Source organism: Pantoea sp. UYEF8 (assembly GCF_040546285.1).
Classification (GTDB): Bacteria; Pseudomonadota; Gammaproteobacteria; order Enterobacterales; family Enterobacteriaceae; genus Pantoea; species Pantoea brenneri.
Map to the genome: position 1 here is coordinate 53,740 of NZ_JBEPNM010000007.1, position 16,720 is coordinate 70,459.

The 16,720-nt window shown below is 58.6% G+C and carries 16 protein-coding genes; 13 read left to right on the top strand and 3 right to left on the bottom strand.

All coding sequences use genetic code 11. From position 1 onward, the window contains the following. Positions 1-14: 14 nt before the first annotated feature. Entirely contained in the window at positions 15-692 is a 678-nt protein-coding gene (locus ABIB18_RS14425; RefSeq protein WP_031376147.1) for a hypothetical protein, read from the bottom strand. A 75-nt stretch (positions 693-767) separates the two neighbouring features. Continuing rightward, the gene (locus tag ABIB18_RS14430; protein WP_354474603.1) at positions 768-1,469 is read right to left on the bottom strand and encodes an autotransporter; all 702 of its coding nucleotides are present in this window, start codon (positions 1,467-1,469) and stop codon (positions 768-770) included. Positions 1,470-1,651: 182 nt separating this feature from the next. On the opposite strand from ABIB18_RS14430, the gene ABIB18_RS14435 reads away from it, so the two are divergent. The 9 genes from ABIB18_RS14435 to ABIB18_RS14475 all read left to right on the top strand — a co-directional run bounded on the left by ABIB18_RS14435 (position 1,652) and on the right by ABIB18_RS14475 (position 10,772). Continuing rightward, entirely contained in the window at positions 1,652-2,212 is a 561-nt protein-coding gene (locus ABIB18_RS14435) for a DNA-3-methyladenine glycosylase I (protein ID WP_354474605.1), read from the top strand. A 116-nt stretch (positions 2,213-2,328) separates the two neighbouring features. Continuing rightward, entirely contained in the window at positions 2,329-2,991 is a 663-nt protein-coding gene (locus ABIB18_RS14440) for an OmpA family lipoprotein (protein WP_069728646.1), read from the top strand. Between the two features lie 148 nt (positions 2,992-3,139). Further along, a complete protein-coding gene (locus tag ABIB18_RS14445) occupies positions 3,140-4,120 on the top strand; it encodes a LacI family DNA-binding transcriptional regulator (protein ID WP_354474607.1) in 981 nt (326 codons plus the stop codon). Between the two features lie 71 nt (positions 4,121-4,191). Next, a complete protein-coding gene (locus ABIB18_RS14450) occupies positions 4,192-5,217 on the top strand; it encodes a LacI family DNA-binding transcriptional regulator (protein ID WP_031376142.1) in 1,026 nt (341 codons plus the stop codon). A gap of 138 nt (positions 5,218-5,355) precedes the next feature. Then, on the top strand, positions 5,356-6,102 hold the full coding sequence (locus ABIB18_RS14455) for an IolE/MocC family protein (protein WP_089561640.1): 747 nt from the start codon (positions 5,356-5,358) through the stop codon (positions 6,100-6,102). Positions 6,103-6,111: 9 nt separating this feature from the next. Further along, positions 6,112-7,065 (top strand): sugar kinase, encoded by a 954-nt coding sequence (locus ABIB18_RS14460; protein WP_031376140.1) that lies wholly within the window; start codon positions 6,112-6,114, stop codon positions 7,063-7,065. 33 nt (positions 7,066-7,098) lie between these two features. Next, a complete protein-coding gene (locus tag ABIB18_RS14465) occupies positions 7,099-8,382 on the top strand; it encodes an MFS transporter (protein ID WP_354474609.1) in 1,284 nt (427 codons plus the stop codon). 83 nt (positions 8,383-8,465) lie between these two features. Continuing rightward, positions 8,466-9,440, top strand: a complete 975-nt coding sequence (ghrB, locus tag ABIB18_RS14470; RefSeq protein ID WP_031376138.1) for a glyoxylate/hydroxypyruvate reductase GhrB — start codon at positions 8,466-8,468, stop codon at positions 9,438-9,440. 81 nt (positions 9,441-9,521) lie between these two features. After that, the gene (locus tag ABIB18_RS14475) at positions 9,522-10,772 is read left to right on the top strand and encodes a valine--pyruvate transaminase (RefSeq protein ID WP_031376137.1); all 1,251 of its coding nucleotides are present in this window, start codon (positions 9,522-9,524) and stop codon (positions 10,770-10,772) included. Here the strand turns inward: ABIB18_RS14475 and ABIB18_RS14480 are convergent. Beyond that, on the bottom strand, positions 10,769-12,220 hold the full coding sequence (locus tag ABIB18_RS14480) for an aminotransferase-like domain-containing protein (RefSeq protein WP_354474611.1): 1,452 nt from the start codon (positions 12,218-12,220) through the stop codon (positions 10,769-10,771). The genes ABIB18_RS14475 and ABIB18_RS14480 overlap by 4 nt on opposite strands. Before the next feature lie 227 nt (positions 12,221-12,447). Between ABIB18_RS14480 and ABIB18_RS14485 the strand changes: the two genes are divergently transcribed. The 4 genes from ABIB18_RS14485 to ABIB18_RS14500 are packed head-to-tail and all read left to right on the top strand — an operon-like array spanning position 12,448 to position 16,707. Further along, a complete protein-coding gene (locus ABIB18_RS14485) occupies positions 12,448-13,914 on the top strand; it encodes a hypothetical protein (protein WP_069728641.1) in 1,467 nt (488 codons plus the stop codon). A gap of 17 nt (positions 13,915-13,931) precedes the next feature. Next, positions 13,932-15,206: an ATP-grasp domain-containing protein gene (locus tag ABIB18_RS14490; protein WP_354474612.1), complete on the top strand. Its 1,275-nt coding sequence runs from the start codon at positions 13,932-13,934 to the stop codon at positions 15,204-15,206. Then, the gene (locus ABIB18_RS14495) at positions 15,194-15,901 is read left to right on the top strand and encodes a class II glutamine amidotransferase (RefSeq protein ID WP_031376133.1); all 708 of its coding nucleotides are present in this window, start codon (positions 15,194-15,196) and stop codon (positions 15,899-15,901) included. Before ABIB18_RS14490 ends, ABIB18_RS14495 begins: the two co-directional genes overlap by 13 nt. Positions 15,902-15,906: 5 nt before the next feature. Then, positions 15,907-16,707, top strand: coding sequence for a 2OG-Fe(II)-dependent halogenase WelO5 family protein (locus tag ABIB18_RS14500; RefSeq protein ID WP_031376132.1), 801 nt, complete (start codon positions 15,907-15,909; stop codon positions 16,705-16,707). The last annotated feature ends 13 nt before the right edge of the window (positions 16,708-16,720 follow it).

The following is a 16,720-nucleotide window of genomic DNA, read 5'->3' on the forward strand; positions in this document are numbered from 1 at the left end:
AAAAAGCGCGACCATTATGAGTGAGAGGTCACCGGGGAGGTTGCATGACGGGCAGAGGCGGGTTGGGTCGCACTGACGGCAACGGCAACCGGGCGGGTTTGCCATAAATAGCGCACCGAGGCCAGCCAGCACAGGCCGTAACCCAGCAGTTCGGTTCCCTCTTCCGCCATGTTTTTAACCACACGGTTATAATCGCCCAGCATCAGGTGCTGCCACAGCGAATGAATGCCAAACAGGCGGGAAAAGACCAGCACCACCAGAAAGCCGGAGGCCATCACCGGCCAGCTACGGTGCTGCAGCAGTCTGGCCAGCGCGTGCAGGGTTTTTTTCGGCGTCCGCAGCGCGACCGCAAGGCATCCTGCAGTCACCGCCAGCGCGAACCAGATCCAGCTGCCGTGCTGGATGGTATCAAACACAAAGTCGAGTTCGCGGATCAGCATGCAGCTATAGAAGCCCGCCACTAAGGTCAGCGCACCACGCTGCGCCGGACGGCGCTGAGCGGCAATAAAGAACAGGGCGGCGATCACCGCCAGCATGATTTCCTGGGTGGTTTCAGTAAAAGAGGTTTCGTGCAGCGCATCATTCATCCAGGCCACATCAATATAGATGGGCAATATCATCAGAGCGAGAAAGAGTGCTGCCAGTATGAAGACCGTTATTTCACGGCCAATAATTGTCAAATCGTTGCGCATAGTGTTACCAGTATAATGATTAGCGGACTCATTATATTTTAAACGCTCAACGCCCTTTCTCTTTTTATGCCCCGCTCAGAAGCTGGCGCTGATGCCGAGGCTATACAGCAACGGCTCATCACCATTCAGCGCACTGTTTTGTGAAAACGAAGCGAAAGCCGCCAGATTACTGTTCAGCGGCAGCTGCGCGCCGACGCTGAGGTCGATTCCGCTCTCCTGACGGGTCCCGATCGCCGCATCGCGCCGATCGTTTTGTGGCGATTCCGCCAGTGGATGGCTGTAGCTAAGCTGGGCCCACGGCGTAATCCATCCCTGCTGCATATCGACACGCCAGCCGACGCTGGCAATCTGTTCACGGCTCTGCTGATCGCTGTAATCGCACTGCAGACAGTTCATCTGCGGCGGATCGACCGCATATTGCGCCACGGGACCGGTAGTGAAGGATTCGCCAACCGGCAGATCGACCCCGGCGCGATAGCGTTTTCCCAGCGGCGTGCTGCCGACGATGCCGGTTTCACTGTGCAACTCTACCGGCAGGGCTGCCGGAGAATTGAGCGCAGCCTCGAACAGAGCGCGATTTTCGTCACTGAAGTCGAGCGAGGTGCGGGAGATCTTCTCTGCCAGAATGGTGTTGTAGTCGGGCGGCGGTGTGACGATCGCGGGCGCAGCAAAGTCGCCGCCCCAGGCAAAGGTCGGTTGCGTCAACAGTAACAGTCCTGCACCACACCAGCCGCCTATCCGATAGCACTGGTCTCTCCACCCACTTTTCTGCAACATACGATCTCCAGTCGGGGCTGAAGTTATTCCCGGGGAAGCTGGATTAACCACCGGTTTGCGATCTTGTTTTACCCGTCGTTATATAACCCATCGTCGTATAGCCGTTAGTTGTTTAACTATTAACCGATTGTTTCTAAGATCAAGCGGCCCGATAAAATATTTCCGCGATAAGGAATCAGATAATGCAACGATGTGGCTGGGTGACCCAGGATCCCCTCTATCTGGCATACCACGATACCGAATGGGGCGTGGCGCAAACCGACAAGCGCGCGCTGTTTGAGATGCTCTGCCTGGAAGGGCAGCAAGCGGGATTATCCTGGATCACCGTATTGAAAAAGCGACAGAATTACCGTGCGGCGTTTCACCATTTTGATCCACAGGCGATTGCCTTAATGGATCAGCAGGCGATTGAGGCGCTGATGCATAACAGCGGCATTATTCGCCATTCAGGCAAAATCGCCGCGATCATCGCGAATGCGCGCGCGTTTCTGGCGATGGAAGCCCAAGGGGAAGATTTTGCCCGCTTCGTCTGGCAATTTGTCGATAATGCGCAAATTGTCCATCATCATCCCGACTATAAGCTGGCACCCACCACCTCAGCGCACGCCATTGCGCTCTCTAAGGCGCTTAAGCAGCGTGGTTTTAAATTCATCGGCCCGACAATCTGTTATTCGTTTATGCAGGCCTGCGGGCTGATAAACGATCATCAGTCCAGCTGTTTTTGCCATCCTGACAATCTTTAAGCGCGATTCGTGACAAATTAAGACTTTCCCTCACCCCTTTCCTCACTTTTACGCGGCATAATCGTGCCGCTTATGGGGACAGTTTTCCCCTGTGTGTCGAACGTAAGGGAACAAAAATGCAGAAGAAATTAGTCGCGATTACCTTGTTATTAAGCGGAAGCCTGGCCCTGTCTGGCTGTACCACCAATCCTTACACCGGCGAATCGCAGGCGGGTAAGTCAGGCGTGGGTGCCGGTCTGGGTGCTTTAGTGGGTGCCGGCGTGGGCGTGCTCTCCTCATCGAAGAAAGATCGCGGTAAAGGCGCGTTGATTGGCGCAGCCGGCGGTGCAGCGCTGGGTGGCGGTGTCGGTTACTACATGGACGTGCAGGAAGCGAAGCTGCGCGACAAGATGCGCGGTACCGGCGTCAGCGTGACCCGTGAAGGCGATAACATCGTCCTCAACATGCCGAATAACGTGACGTTCGACTCCAACAGCAGTAACCTGAAGCCAGCGGGGGCGAATACCCTGACGGGCGTTTCGATGGTGCTAAAAGAGTATCCAAAAACAGCGGTAAACGTGGTGGGTTATACCGACAGCACCGGAACGCGCGCGCTGAATATGCGTCTGTCACAGCAGCGCGCCGACAGTGTCGCCAGCGCGCTGATTGTGCAGGGCGTCGCCAGCAATCGTCTGCGGACTCAGGGCGCAGGCCCGGATAATCCGGTCGCCAGCAACAGTACCGAAGCCGGAAAAGCGCAAAACCGTCGGGTTGAAATTACCCTTAGCCCGCTCGGTTAATGGGTGTCGCCCCCGCTCGGGGGCGCATTCATCCCGCTGACATTTTCGGTAAATATCAGCGTTAAAGGTTCCAGTAACGCATCTGCTGATAGAGCCACTTCAGGCTTTATGTTAGCCTGATCAAAATTTGATCAGTGAGTCATCTCTTATGTCACTTAAAGCGATTGCAGCGGCATTAGGACTTTCTGTCACCACGGTCAGCCGCGCGCTCAATGGTTACGAAGATGTCGCGCAGGAAACCCGTAAACGGATTGAAGAAGAAGCGCAGCGTCGCGGTTACCGGCCCAATGCTGCTGCCCGCCGTCTGAAAACCGGGCGTGCTAATGCGGTAGGTCTGGTTTATCCGGTCAGCGCGCCGCCGCTGAGCGACGGTCACTTCAGTGAGATGCTGCTGGCGCTGGATCAACGGCTTGCCCACCATGAAATCGACCTGCTGCTGCTGGCGGATAAGCCGCACAGCCAGCCGCTGTTAACCCGTCTGCTGCGCAGCCGCGCGGTCGATGCCATCATCGTCACCCACATCACCCCGCAGGACCGGCGACTGGCTTATCTGCTACAGACCGATTTTCGTTTTCTGGCGCTGGGCCGCAGCGATCTGTCACAGGATTACGCCTGGTTTGATGTCGACCACGCAGCCGGTTCGCAACTGGCGGTCGCCTATTGCCTGTCACAGGGCAGAGAGAAAATTGCCTGGCTCGGCAGCAACGAAAACAGCACCCGGATTCGCGATCGTCGCCAGGGCTATCTGGATGCGCTGGGCACCCTTGCGCCTTATGCGCAGGCCGCAATGCCCGCTTCGCGCCGCGCCGGCTACCAGCAGGCCTGTGCCTGGCTGGCAGAGGAAAACCCGCCCGATGCGATTATCACCGACTGCGGCCCGCTGGCAGAAGGGGCGATGGTGGCGCTGCAACAGGCTGGCCGGGCGACGGGCAACCACGCTATTTCGCTGATCGGCTGGGATGGACTGCCGCGCGATGCGATTCTCGATCATCCCATTATCACCATACGACAGGCGGCGCAGCATCAGGTCGGCGAGCAGCTGGCAGAGATGGTATTACAGCTGCTGAAAGGCACGTCGCCGCAGCAATTACAGACGTTGTGGCAGCCGTGGCTGCAATTACCGCCGTAGCGTCGGGGTTTTTTGCGACTGGACGCGGCTGTGCTAGTCTCTGCCTGGTTTCTACTTTTGCAGGATATTTCATGAAAATCAGGCCGCCTCGCGCCACCATTAGCGATGTTGCTCACGCGGCACGAACCGGAAAAACCAGCGTTTCACGCTACCTCAATGGTGAGCTGCATCTTCTTTCAGCCGATCTCAAAGCCCGGATTGAGCAGGCTATTGCCGATCTCAGCTATCGGCCAAGCCAGATGGCGCGCGGCCTGAAGCGCGGCCGCACCCGCCTGATAGGGCTGATCATCGCCGACATCACCAATCCCTATTCAGTTGACGTGATGAGTGGCATTGAAGCCGCCTGCCGCGAGCAGGGCTTCACCCTGCTGATGTGTAACACCAACAACGAAGTGGACCTGGAACAGCACTATCTGCAACTGCTGAGCAGCTATCAGGTGGAAGGCATTGTGGTGAATGCGGTGGGAATGCGCGAAGAGGTGCTGAGCCATCTGCAACAATCTTTGCTGCCAATGGTGCTGATTGACCGAAAAATTCCGGATTTTCCCTGCGACGTGGTCGGGCTGAATAATGCCGAAGCGGCGGAGACCGCGACGCGTCATCTGGTCGATAACGGTTACGACGCGCTGCTGTTTCTGAGTGAGCCGCTGGGCAGCGTCAACACCCGACGTGAGCGTTTGCAGGCTTTCCGCCAGGTACTGATGGCTTATCCGCAGGTGCAGCATGAGAATGCGGAGCTGGCGCTGCATCAACCCGCCGCGCTTGATCAGGCGCTGCGCGCCTTTCATCAACGTCACGCAGGCAAACGCAGCGCGGTAATGGTGGCCAACGGCGCGCTGACGTTGCAGGTGGCGCGATCGCTGCAGCGGATCAATCTGCATTGGGGCAGCGATATCGGCCTGCTTGGCTTCGATGAGCTGGAGTGGGCCGCGCTGGCGGGCGTCGGGATCACCACGCTGAAACAGCCCACCTGGCAGATCGGTTACAGCGCGCTGCAACGAGTGATTGCGCGCATCGAAAGCAGCGATTTGCCGGTCGCCGAACAGGTCTTCTCTGGCGAACTGATTGTTCGCGGTTCCAGCCAGCCTCTGCGCTAATTTTCAGACTTTTACTCATCCCCTGCGTGCTCGCTTCGTGAGCACGATCATAAATTCATTGTTTGCTGCTTTGCTTTGGAACCGGTTCCATCTAGGGTTTTTAAAGAACTTAAGGCGAAAGCCTCGATGGAGCACAACATGAAGCCAGACATTATCGTGGTCACCGCCGCTTACGGCCATTCGCAGATCGCCGCGCTCGGCGGTCAGACGGCACTGCTGCCGATCATTCAGCAGGCGGGCGCTGACGGCGTTGAAATCCGTCGTGAACTGTGTGATCAGGCCACGCTGGCCGATCTGCCTGCCCTGGCCGCCGCGGTGGCGCAGCATCAGCTGCACGCCAGTTATTCGGTGCCGGATACGCTGTTTTGTGACGACGGTGACGTAAATCCGCGCATAACTCACTACTTTGAAGAAGCACGCCAGTTAAACGCACAGCGTCTCAAGCTGGCGCTGGGTCACTTCACCGGCACGCTTCCGGCGTCGTTGTCGTCACTGCTGGCTGACCAGCCACTGTCGCTGACGGTGGAAAACGATCAGACCGAGCACGGCAAGCTCGCCGCCAGCGTGCAGTTTTTCGCTGCGGTCCGCGCAGCCGGACTGCCGATCAGCATGACGTTTGATATGGGTAACTGGTGCTGGACCGGCGAAGATGCCGCCCGGGCCGCGCAACAGCTGGCGGCGCAGGTCGGTTATATCCACGTGAAAGCAGCGATCCCGCATCACGACAGCTACCGGGCAATCGCGCTGGATGAAGCCGATGACGGCTGGCGCGCCCTGCTGCAACAGCTGCCCGCTACGGCTCCGCGTGGGATTGAGTTTCCGCTGGAAGGCGAGGACCTGACTGCGGTCACGCGCCATTATGTGTCGCTGCTGCGCAACGTTTAAGGAGTGAAGATGACTACGCATCACAACGGTACGCTTGATGTTGTCACTATCGGGGAAGCGATGGCGATGTTTATCGCCCGTGAAACCGGCGACCTGGCCGCCGCGGAAACCTTTGTTAAACGCGCGGCAGGTGCGGAACTGAATGTGGCGACTGGCCTGGCGCGTCTCGGCCTTAAAACAGGCTGGGTCAGCCGCGTCGGGGATGACGCCTTTGGCCGCTTTATCTGCCAGCAGCTGGAGAAAGAGGGGATTGATCATCGCCAGGTGACGGTGGATAACCGTTATCCGACCGGTTTCCAGCTTAAATCCAAAGTGGATGATGGCTCCGATCCGCTGGTGGAGTATTTCCGTAAAGGCTCGGCCGCCAGCCATCTGTCGGTAGACGATTTCGACGCGGACTACTTTGGCTCGGCACGCCATCTGCATCTGAGCGGCGTGGCGGCTGCGCTCTCCGACAGTTCGCTGGCGCTGCTGAAACATGCGGCAAAAGAGATGCGTGCGCGCGGCAAAACCATTTCGTTCGACCCTAACCTGCGGCCGGTGCTGTGGCGCAGCGAAGAGGAGATGCGTACTCAGCTTAATCTGCTGGCAGAGTACGCCGACTGGGTGCTGCCTGGCGAGAAAGAGGGACTGATTCTGACCGGTTATCGTCAACCGGAAGCGATTGCCGACTTCTACCTCGATAAAGGGGTGAAAGCGGTGGTGATTAAAACCGGCTGTGACGGTGCCTGGTATAAAACCGCCAGCGGCGAAAAAGGTCAGGTTGCCGCGATCAAAGTCGATAACGTGGTGGACACCGTGGGCGCTGGCGACGGATTTGCCGTTGGCGTGATCAGTGCGCTGCTGGAAGGTCTGAGCCTGCCGCAGGCGATTCAGCGCGGCAACAAAATTGGTTCGATGGCGATTCAGGTGATTGGCGACAGCGAAGGTCTGCCGACGCGTCAGCAACTCGGCGACGCGTAGCCCGCGCCTCACATATTGACACAGGAGTTCTCGATGAAAACGCAGACAATCGCGCCAAAACGCTGGTGGTTCATCATGCCCATCGTGTTTATCACCTACAGCCTGGCCTATCTTGACCGTGCTAATTTTAGCTTTGCTTCGGCGGCGGGGATAAACGACGATCTCGGCATTACCAAAGGTATGTCCTCTCTGCTGGGTGCCCTGTTCTTCCTCGGCTACTTCTTCTTCCAGATCCCTGGGGCGATCTACGCCGAACGCCGCAGCGTCAAGAAACTGATTTTCTGGTGCCTGATTCTGTGGGGCGGCTGCGCCTCGCTGACCGGCATCGTCAGCAATATTCCGATGCTGGCGGCGATCCGCTTTATCCTCGGGGTAGTTGAAGCTGCGGTGATGCCAGCCATGCTGATCTACATCAGTAACTGGTTCACCAAATCTGAACGGTCACGCGCTAACACCTTCCTGATCCTCGGTAACCCGGTGACGGTGCTGTGGATGTCGGTGGTGTCAGGTTATCTGATCGAATCCTTCGGCTGGCGTGAAATGTTCATTTTCGAAGGGATTCCGGCCGTTGTCTGGGCCATCGCCTGGTGGTTTATGGTGCAGGACAAACCGGCACAGGCGCGCTGGATGAGTGATGCAGAGAAAGCCGCACTGCAGGCGGAACTGCAAAAAGAGCAGGACAATATCAAAGCGGTGCGTAACTACAGTGAAGCGTTCCGTAACCGCAATGTGATTATTCTTTGCCTGCAATATTTTGCCTGGAGCATTGGCGTTTACGGCTTCGTGCTGTGGCTGCCATCGATTCTGCGTAACGGTACCCAGATGGGAATGGTTGAAGCTGGCTGGCTGTCAGCGGTGCCGTATCTGGCGGCAACCATTGCGATGGTAGTGGTCTCGTGGGCCTCTGATAAGACGCAAAACCGTAAGCTGTTTGTCTGGCCACTGCTGCTGATCGGCGCGCTGGCGTTCCTCGGTTCTTATCTGGTGGGATCGGACAACTTCTGGCTCTCCTACACCCTGTTAGTGATTGCCGGTGCAGCGATGTACGCCCCTTACGGTCCGTTCTTCGCCATTATTCCTGAGATGCTGCCGCGCAATGTTTCCGGCGGGGCGATGGCGCTGATCAACAGTATGGGCGCGCTCGGCTCGTTTATCGGATCGTGGATTGTCGGCTATCTTAATGGTGCGACCGGCAGCCCGTCCGCGTCTTACATCTTTATGGGATCGGCGCTGCTGGTGTCGGTGTGGCTGACGCTGATTGTTAAACCGGCGCAGAACAAGACGACGCCGCCGCTGCACGGGGCGAAACACGCCTGAAAGCGTAAGCCCAGACGTTAGCCCTCATTTTCCGGGCGGCCTGAGCGCCGCCCGTCACTTATTTAATGACCGGGAGCCACCGAATGAAACCCGCTGTGATTCTGTATAAAAAACTGCCCGACGATTTGCGCGCGCGCCTGGCGGCGCATGCCGAAGTGACTGAAATCAGCGATCTGTCACCTGCCAGCCAGCAGCAACACGCTGCGGCGCTGGCCCAGGCCGAAGGCCTGCTGGGATCAGGCGGTAAAGTGAATGGCGAACTGCTGGCGAAAATGCCAAAACTGCGCGCCTGCTCCAGCGTCTCGGTCGGTTATGACAATTTTGACGTCGAGGCGCTGAATCAGCGTCACGTGGTACTGATGCACACCCCGACCGTGCTGACGGAAACCGTCGCCGATACCATCATGGCGCTGGTGCTGAGCACCGCGCGTCGGGTGCCGGAACTGGACGCCTGGGTAAAAGCGGGCAACTGGCAGAAGAGCATCGGTCCGGAGCGTTTTGGCATCGACGTGCACCATAAAACGCTGGGTATCCTCGGTATGGGCCGCATCGGCATGGCGCTGGCCCAGCGCGCCCACTTTGGCTTTGGCATGAAAATCCTCTACAACGCACGCCGCGAGCATCAGGAAGCGCAGACGCGGTTTGGCGCAGAGCGCTGCGAACTGGAGACGCTGCTGAAGCAGAGCGACTTTGTCTGCATCAGCCTGCCGCTGACTGAACAGACCCATCATCTGATCGGGGCAGAGCAAATCGCTCTGATGAAGCCGGAAGCGGTGCTGATCAACGCTGGTCGCGGACCGGTGGTGGATGAAAACGCGCTGATCGCTGCTCTGCAGGCGGGAAAACTGCACGCCGCCGGGCTGGATGTGTTCGAGAAAGAGCCGCTGCCGGCCGATTCTCCGCTGCTGTCGCTGCCCAACGTGGTGACGCTGCCGCACATCGGTTCCGCGACTCACGAAACCCGCTACGGCATGATGCTGGATGCCGTGGATAATCTGATCGCTGCGCTCAGCGGTAAGGTCGATAAAAACTGTGTTAACCCGCAGGCGCTGAAGTAATCCCTGCGCCTTCCCATTGCGCCCGCCGGTGGCGGGCGTTATGGTGGACCCCCGATTCGTTATCACAAATTTTTAACCGCTATGTCCTTTTCTCAGTTCGGCGACAAATTTACCCAACATTCCGGCATCTCACGGCTGATGGAAGATATGGGCGCAGGCTTGCGTACGCCCGGCACCATCATGCTGGGTGGCGGCAATCCGGCGCAAATCCCGGCCATGAACGACTACTTTCAGCAACTGCTGCAGCAGATGCACGAGGAAGGCAAGCTCAGCGAGGCACTCTGCAATTACGATGGCCCGCGTGGCAAAGCGACACTGCTGGAGGCGCTGGCAGAACTGCTGCGTGACCAGCTGGGCTGGCCGATCGGCGCGCAGAATATTGCGCTGACCAACGGCAGCCAGAGCGCCTTCTTCTATCTGTTTAACCTGTTTGCCGGCCGCCGGGCCGACGGCAGCAAAAAGCGCGTGCTGTTCCCGCTGGCACCGGAGTATCTCGGCTATGCCGATGCCGGGCTGGAAGAGGGCATGTTTGTCTCGGCCAAACCGAACATTGAACTGCTGCCGGCCGGCCAGTTCAAATATCACGTCGATTTCGAACATCTGCCAATGAAAGAGGATATCGGGCTGATCTGCGTGTCGCGTCCGACCAATCCGACCGGCAACGTGATCACCGACGATGAGCTGCTGCAGCTGGATGCGCTGGCGCAGCAGCACGACGTCCCGCTGTTGATCGACAACGCCTACGGCGTGCCGTTTCCCGGCATTATCTTCAGCGAGGTCCGCCCGCTGTGGAATCCCAACATTATCCTCTGCATGAGTCTGTCGAAGCTTGGCCTGCCGGGCGCACGCTGCGGCATTATTATCGCCGATGAGAAAACGATTGGGGCGCTGAGCAACATGAACGGCATCATCAGCCTGGCGCCCGGCAGCATTGGCCCGGCGATTGCCGGTGAGATGATCCGCCGTGGCGATCTGTTGCGCCTGTCAGAAGAGGTGATAAAGCCGTTTTATCAGCACAAGGTGCAGCAGACCATCGCTATCCTGCGTCGCTATCTGTCAGAAGAGCGCTGCCTGATCCACAAACCGGAAGGGGCCATTTTCCTCTGGCTGTGGTTCCGCGATCTGCCGATCAGCACCGAGACGCTCTATCAGCGGCTCAAAGCGCGCGGCGTACTGATGGTGCCGGGCCACTTTTTCTTTCCGGGACTGGAACATGAATGGCCGCACACCCATCAATGCATGCGTATGAACTACGTGCCGGATGCGGAGAACATCGAGCGGGCGGTGCAGATTCTGGCCGAAGAGATTGAGACCGCCTGGCGCGACGCCTAATCCTGCGGCCCGGTTAATGACAGCTGGCACCACTGCGCCAGCTGTCGTATCGCCTGTTCAACCTCGTCATTCCAGCCGAAACCGGCATTGAGCCGGAAACAGTGGTCATAGCGCTGATCGGTGGCAAAAATATGGCCGGGCGCAATGCCAATGCCTGCATTCCGCGCTTTCAGAAACAGTGAGCGCACGTTCAGCGCCTGCGCAGGCATCTCCACCCATAACACATAGCCGCCTTCTGGATCTGAAACCTGGGTTCCCGGCGGAAATTCCCGCAGTACCGACTGACGCATGGCGCTGATTTGCCGCGCCAGCTCGCGCCGCAGTTTGCGCAGATGCGCGTCATAGCCCCCGCTGCGCAGCAGCTCAGCGACCGCCGCCTGCGACAACACCGAGGTGCCCATGGTCGAGGTATATTTCAGCGAGGCGATTTTGCGCATGTAGTTGACGCTGTGGACCCAGCCGATGCGGATGCCGGGGGCCACCGTTTTGGAGAAGCCACTGCACAGAATGGCATTCGGGCTGAAGGCGCGCATCGGGAAAGGGCGGCGCTCACCAAAGGCGGTATCGCCAAAAATATCGTCCTCAATGATCACCACATCGTTTTCATCTGCCTGCCGTGCAATATAGGCTTTCTGCTCGTTAGGAATGCTTTTCCCCAGCGGATTATTGATGTTGCACAGAGTCAGAAATACCCGCACCGCCTTGCGCTGAAACAGCCCGGTGAGCTTCGCCACATTCACATAGCCTTCCGGCCCGGCCTCAACCTCGATCACCCGCAGATTGAGGTTGTGCAGCATTTGCAGCAGCACGAAATAGCAGGGCGACTCGACCGCCACCACGTCGCCAGGCTGGGTGGTGGCGCGCAGCGACAGAGAGATAGCTTCGATACAGCCGTTGGTGATCAGGATATCGTCGGTGCTGATATTGCAGCCGTAATCGACCGCCCGGCGGGCAATTTCGACTTTTAACGGCGCATAGCCGGTGCCTTTCACCGTGTTGCCCAGCAGGGCAGGCTTGCTGTAGCCCATCTGGCGCATCAGCAAGCCGAGCTTCTTCACCGGATAGAGCGCGCTGTCGCCGTTCGCCAGATCGAGACGCACCCGGCAGTCTGAACCGAGCATCGCCAGATGCAGCTCAGTCTGTTCGTCGAGCGGGGCGATGGCGCGTGGCTGTTCGCTGACGGCGGGCAGCTGTCGCGGGCGATGCCGTTGCGGCGCCACAAAAAAGCCCGACTTCGGCCGGGCGACGGCGTAGCGCTCATCCTCCAGCGTACGTAATGTTTTCAGAGCGGTAGTGAGGCTGACGTTATACTGCGTCGCCAGGGTACGCACCGACGGCAGACGACTGTCTGGTGCCAGCGTACCGGCATGAATCGCCTGCTTGATCTGTTCGGCTATCTGGCGGTAACGACTGCTCTGACTCTCCTGTTCTCCGACAACATCGGCCATCTGTACCACCCCATATCGCGCTGATCTGTGCATATTCAACAGAGTACATTCAAAGTACTTTAGCCTGCATCTCTTAATTATTCATGACGCTAAACGGACCTGTCGCCCTGGCGATTGCGCGTCTGAGAGGTGTGCCGATCGTCATCGTCATCCGCGCAGGCCGCCGGTTGCGACATCAGGCGTTCTGGCGGTTGAGTGATTCTATTCGCGTAAGGAAAAAGTGAAAAATGAATAATCTGTCCACCATGATGAAGGAGATTCAGGGCTACCTTTCGCCGGCCATCATCGACTCTGCACAGCGCTGTTCTGACCGTCTGCTGGCGGCGTTACCCGATCGGCAGCAGCTGGAAAATAACCGAGTTCTGCTCGCCTATGGCGGCGGGAAAGACAGCAGCTACATGGTGGCCTATGTCCGCTATATCCAGGGCATCATCTGGCAGCAGCGCGGTGCCACCTTTCGCCTGCGCGTCAGCACCAATCGTCATGCGGCGATGAACGACAGCGTGATGGAGAACATCAACCGGGTTTATCAATCGCTGGCGATGCATGACGATCCGCTGGCTGAATGTCTGGTGGTGGATGGGTTACAGATTCGTCCTTTCGCCCGGCATCTGCCGATGCCGGAGGCGGTGCGGCAGCAGAATCGCAACGATGTGCTGATGAATGGCCACCGGTTTCGCGCCGATGCGCGCTCGACCTTCTGTAACGCCTGCAACCTCAGCATGGTCAACTCATTTGGTCTGGCGGCGGATTACGACGGTGGCGTGGATGTGATCATCACCGGCGACTCGCCGCAGGAGCAGGCAGCCTATGTTGCCTGGGCGCGCCATCTGTCGCGGCTGTTCGACGCGCCGGTGGCGGATAAAAGCCGCGGCTTTAGCGGTTTCCTGCAGACGCTGGATGGCGTCGCCGAACGCTATTTCACCGATATCAACGGTGCCGATCAGCTGACGCCTGCGCACCGCATTACCCATCAGTTAGCGCGCGATCCGCTGTTTTTCAATATCTATCAGGACACCGCCTATGAAGCGGGCGCGCACTGGGCGCTGCTCAGCGAGTTTATGCGCTTCCGTTTCGATGAGCTGATGTTCAGCTTCTCTGAGTCAGACTGCGGCAATCCGACCTTAATGGCCCATCTGCGCGGGCTGCGGGCGGAAACCCTGCTGCAGCGCAACTACGCCGAAGGGATCCGTGAATATGTGCGCTTTGCACTCGGCTTAATGGTGAAGAAGGATTTCCCGCCGCAGCTGATCGACGAAATGGCGGCGCGGTATCAGGATGACGCGGCGATCCAGCGTCAGCGCCAGCGGGCGGCGACGTTCGCTGTCGAGGCGTTCGATCTCAGTGAAGATCAGCTGATCTGCATGATTTACTCGCCGTTCCTCGCCCACGGGCAACAGCTTAACCACTGGCTGACCCGGCAGCAGATTGCGCTGGATGAGGCGGCGATCCGCGATCTCCTTGACCAGCGCAGTGAAGATAACGCGCTGGCGCAGCAGTTAACTCAGCTTTCCGGCATGACGCTGACGCAGATGCGTCACTGCTGGCAGAGCAACCCGGTCAGTTCGCTGCTGGACGGCAAAAGCGCCGATCCGCTGTCGCGCGTGCTGCGTTTTGATCCCCATAAAGCGGTGATTCAGGTTAACCACGGTGAGCTGAACGACACCGTGACTGAAGTCATTTCCGGGCGTTAGTCCGGTAAGGCGAGGCGATGAAAAAGATTTTTCTGCAGATTGGCGCGACCCGTGACGGACACAATCCCTACTGTGCGGTGGCGAAGCGCGACGGCTACTTTACCGTGCTGGCTGAGATGGGCGACTTTGTTGATTACCAGTCGCTGAGCCTGACGCTGCCCTTTGATCTGATCGTTCGCCTTGATCGACCAGAAAACCCGTGGGAGGTGATCCAGGCGTATCTGCACGCCGGTCTGCTGTCGCATCCACAGGTGGTGCTGGCCGGTTTTGAAGCCTACAACGCCAGCGCCGGACGGGTACGGGAAATGCTGGCCGGACCCGATGCGCCTGCCGCGTTTATCCCGCTGGATAAATATGCCCAGCGCATGGCGCTGAAAAAAGCCTGGCCCGCCTTTCCACAGCCGGAGTTCCGCTTCTTCGCCTCGCCGCTCAGCATTCTGGATGCGAAAGAGGCGCTGCTCTATCCCTGCGTGGTGAAACCGGTGGATGGCGGCGGCGGGCTGGGGATCTGGCTGATTGAACGGGCCGATCAGCTGTGCCAGGTGGTGAACAAGCTGGTACAGACGATGAATTACGGCGGCCGCGGCTTCAGCGGTTTCATTGTCGAGAGCGGATTATCAGGTGAGGAATTTTCGTTGCAGGGCGTGGTGCATCAGGGGCATCCGCAGGCGCTGACCTGCTGCCAGAAAGTGATTGAGCAGCATCGTGACGCTGAGGGCTGCGTCAGCTTTTACGAGTCGGGACATGTGGCGCTGGCGGCGGCCACGCTGCCTCCTTCATTCACCAGCCTGATGGCGTTTTGCTGCGAAACCTTTGGCTATCGTCAGGGCGCTTTCCATATCGATTTCATCCTGGTGAACGGCATTCCGCATTTTCTGGAGATGGGCTTTCGCCTGTCAGGCATGGGCGTGACAACGTTGGTGCAGGAAGCCACCGGCATCGACTGGGCAGACGTGACTTTTGGCCTGGAGGCGGGCGCGGTGCTGCCGGCATTTGCCTTCACCGCGCCGCACGCGGTAGGCCAGCTACGGTTGCGGCAACCGGCACAGCTGCAGGCGGCCGAGCGCTGGATCGATCAGCATCAGCAGGGTCAGCTGATGCCGACGCTGCGGCTGCCGACGCTGCAGGTTTCACCGCGATCGTCTTTGTATGCCGATCTGACCCGCCATGCCGGGATTCTGGCGACTTTTTGCCTGAGCGCGGCGGCGCGTGAACCGATTCTGGCGGCCTTTCATCAGGTGATCGCCGCGCAGCCCGCGGCGGCAGGGAGAAACACAGTATGTGCAGAATGATTCTGGCGCATGGCCGGTTCGACAGCGCCGCCATTCTGGAGGCCGCGCGCGCCATGAGCTGTGGCGAAAGCGCCGACCACGACGGGCCGATCAAACAGCATCCTAACGGCTGGGGCTGTCTGTGGCTGGAGAACGGCGAGATCCGCACCCTGCATGGCACCGGCGCGTTTGCCGACGCGCTGCCGGGCATTGATGTTGATCGGCTGCGCAGCCGCTTTCTGGCGGTACACGTGCGCCACGCCACCCTGAGTAAAAATCACGGGCTGGAGTTTTCGCATCCGCTGTGGCGCAACAGCGCGGGACATCGCTGGTACATGATGCACAACGGTTTTCTGCCCACCATCTATCGTCAGCTCGGCCTGACTGAATCGCGCTTCGATTCGGAAGAGTATCTGCACTATCTGGTCGATCAGATCACCCCGGCTGATTTCACCCGTGACTATCTGCGGGAAAAAATGGCCCAGGTTGCGCCAGGCGGCAGCGCAGGTAATGCGATTTTTGTCACCCGCGACAAGGCCTGGGCGTGGCAGTGGCATCCGCACGACACGCCGTATCCCGACTACTTTACGATGCATTTTCGGCAACAGGACGATTGTACCCTGATCGCGTCTGAACCGGTGGCAATACCAGGCAGCGCCGGCAACTGGCGGCGAATGAACAATCATGAACTCTATGAAATACCGTTTAGGGAGTGAGAAACATGGCTATTTTCAATCAGTTCCGCGTGATTAATCCCAACATGTTTGTGGAGTCGACCTGGCTGGATGACATCGTGACGGCACGCGTGCCGTTGCTGGTGCTGCGCAACTTCCTCACGCCGGACGTCCGTCAGGCAGTGGTGACCGATCTTCAGCGCTGCCGGGAAAAGATCCGCGTATCCCACTACCCCAACGGTGCGCTCACTACGCTCGGCCCCTATCTGGCCCGGCATACGGCGGCGCCGGATAACTACTTTACTGAGCTGCGCGACATTCAGCCGTCGCTGCCGCCGTCGCTTGGTACGTTGCGTGAACAGATCTACTACTGGGTACAACATGCGCTAAGGCTGGAGAGCCTGCGTACCGCGCAGGAGCCGGGCCGGGGCGAGTATGCCGGTTCGATTGTGCGCTTTCATGCCGACGGCGTGGCGAATCCCCTGCATAACGACAACATCGTGCGTGATGCCGCCGACAGCGGTCTGGCGGTAACCCAGATCCTGCATCAGCTCAGCTGCGTGGTCTGCCTGCAGGAGTGCAACGCGGGCGGCGCGCTACGCATCTACAACAAAAAATGGTCGCCGGAAGATGAACAGTTCAAAACCGCCGGTGAACTGGGTTACCACAGCGGCGTAGTGGCGGGCAGTGAAACCTGCGAGTTTTCACCGCGCAGCGGCGATATCTACCTGTTTAATCCCGCCTTCTATCACGAAATTGACCGGGTCGAAGGCGATACCCGCATCACCATGGGCTTCTTTTTCGGCCTGACCGATAAAAAAATGAAGCACGCTATCGCCTGGAGTTAATCCAGGTTGCGCC

Bases quoted from the DNA above. Each gene is read 5' to 3' on its own strand.
- ABIB18_RS14425 (WP_031376147.1), bottom strand. From the start codon at position 692: ATGCGCAACGATTTGACAATTATTGGCCGTGAAATAACGGTCTTCATA.
- ABIB18_RS14430 (WP_354474603.1), bottom strand. From the start codon at position 1,469: ATGTTGCAGAAAAGTGGGTGGAGAGACCAGTGCTATCGGATAGGCGGC.
- ABIB18_RS14435 (WP_354474605.1), top strand. From the start codon at position 1,652: ATGCAACGATGTGGCTGGGTGACCCAGGATCCCCTCTATCTGGCATAC.
- ABIB18_RS14440 (WP_069728646.1), top strand. From the start codon at position 2,329: ATGCAGAAGAAATTAGTCGCGATTACCTTGTTATTAAGCGGAAGCCTG.
- ABIB18_RS14445 (WP_354474607.1), top strand. From the start codon at position 3,140: ATGTCACTTAAAGCGATTGCAGCGGCATTAGGACTTTCTGTCACCACG.
- ABIB18_RS14450 (WP_031376142.1), top strand. From the start codon at position 4,192: ATGAAAATCAGGCCGCCTCGCGCCACCATTAGCGATGTTGCTCACGCG.
- ABIB18_RS14455 (WP_089561640.1), top strand. From the start codon at position 5,356: ATGAAGCCAGACATTATCGTGGTCACCGCCGCTTACGGCCATTCGCAG.
- ABIB18_RS14460 (WP_031376140.1), top strand. From the start codon at position 6,112: ATGACTACGCATCACAACGGTACGCTTGATGTTGTCACTATCGGGGAA.
- ABIB18_RS14465 (WP_354474609.1), top strand. From the start codon at position 7,099: ATGAAAACGCAGACAATCGCGCCAAAACGCTGGTGGTTCATCATGCCC.
- ghrB (WP_031376138.1), top strand. From the start codon at position 8,466: ATGAAACCCGCTGTGATTCTGTATAAAAAACTGCCCGACGATTTGCGC.
- ABIB18_RS14475 (WP_031376137.1), top strand. From the start codon at position 9,522: ATGTCCTTTTCTCAGTTCGGCGACAAATTTACCCAACATTCCGGCATC.
- ABIB18_RS14480 (WP_354474611.1), bottom strand. From the start codon at position 12,220: ATGGCCGATGTTGTCGGAGAACAGGAGAGTCAGAGCAGTCGTTACCGC.
- ABIB18_RS14485 (WP_069728641.1), top strand. From the start codon at position 12,448: ATGAATAATCTGTCCACCATGATGAAGGAGATTCAGGGCTACCTTTCG.
- ABIB18_RS14490 (WP_354474612.1), top strand. From the start codon at position 13,932: ATGAAAAAGATTTTTCTGCAGATTGGCGCGACCCGTGACGGACACAAT.
- ABIB18_RS14495 (WP_031376133.1), top strand. From the start codon at position 15,194: ATGTGCAGAATGATTCTGGCGCATGGCCGGTTCGACAGCGCCGCCATT.
- ABIB18_RS14500 (WP_031376132.1), top strand. From the start codon at position 15,907: ATGGCTATTTTCAATCAGTTCCGCGTGATTAATCCCAACATGTTTGTG.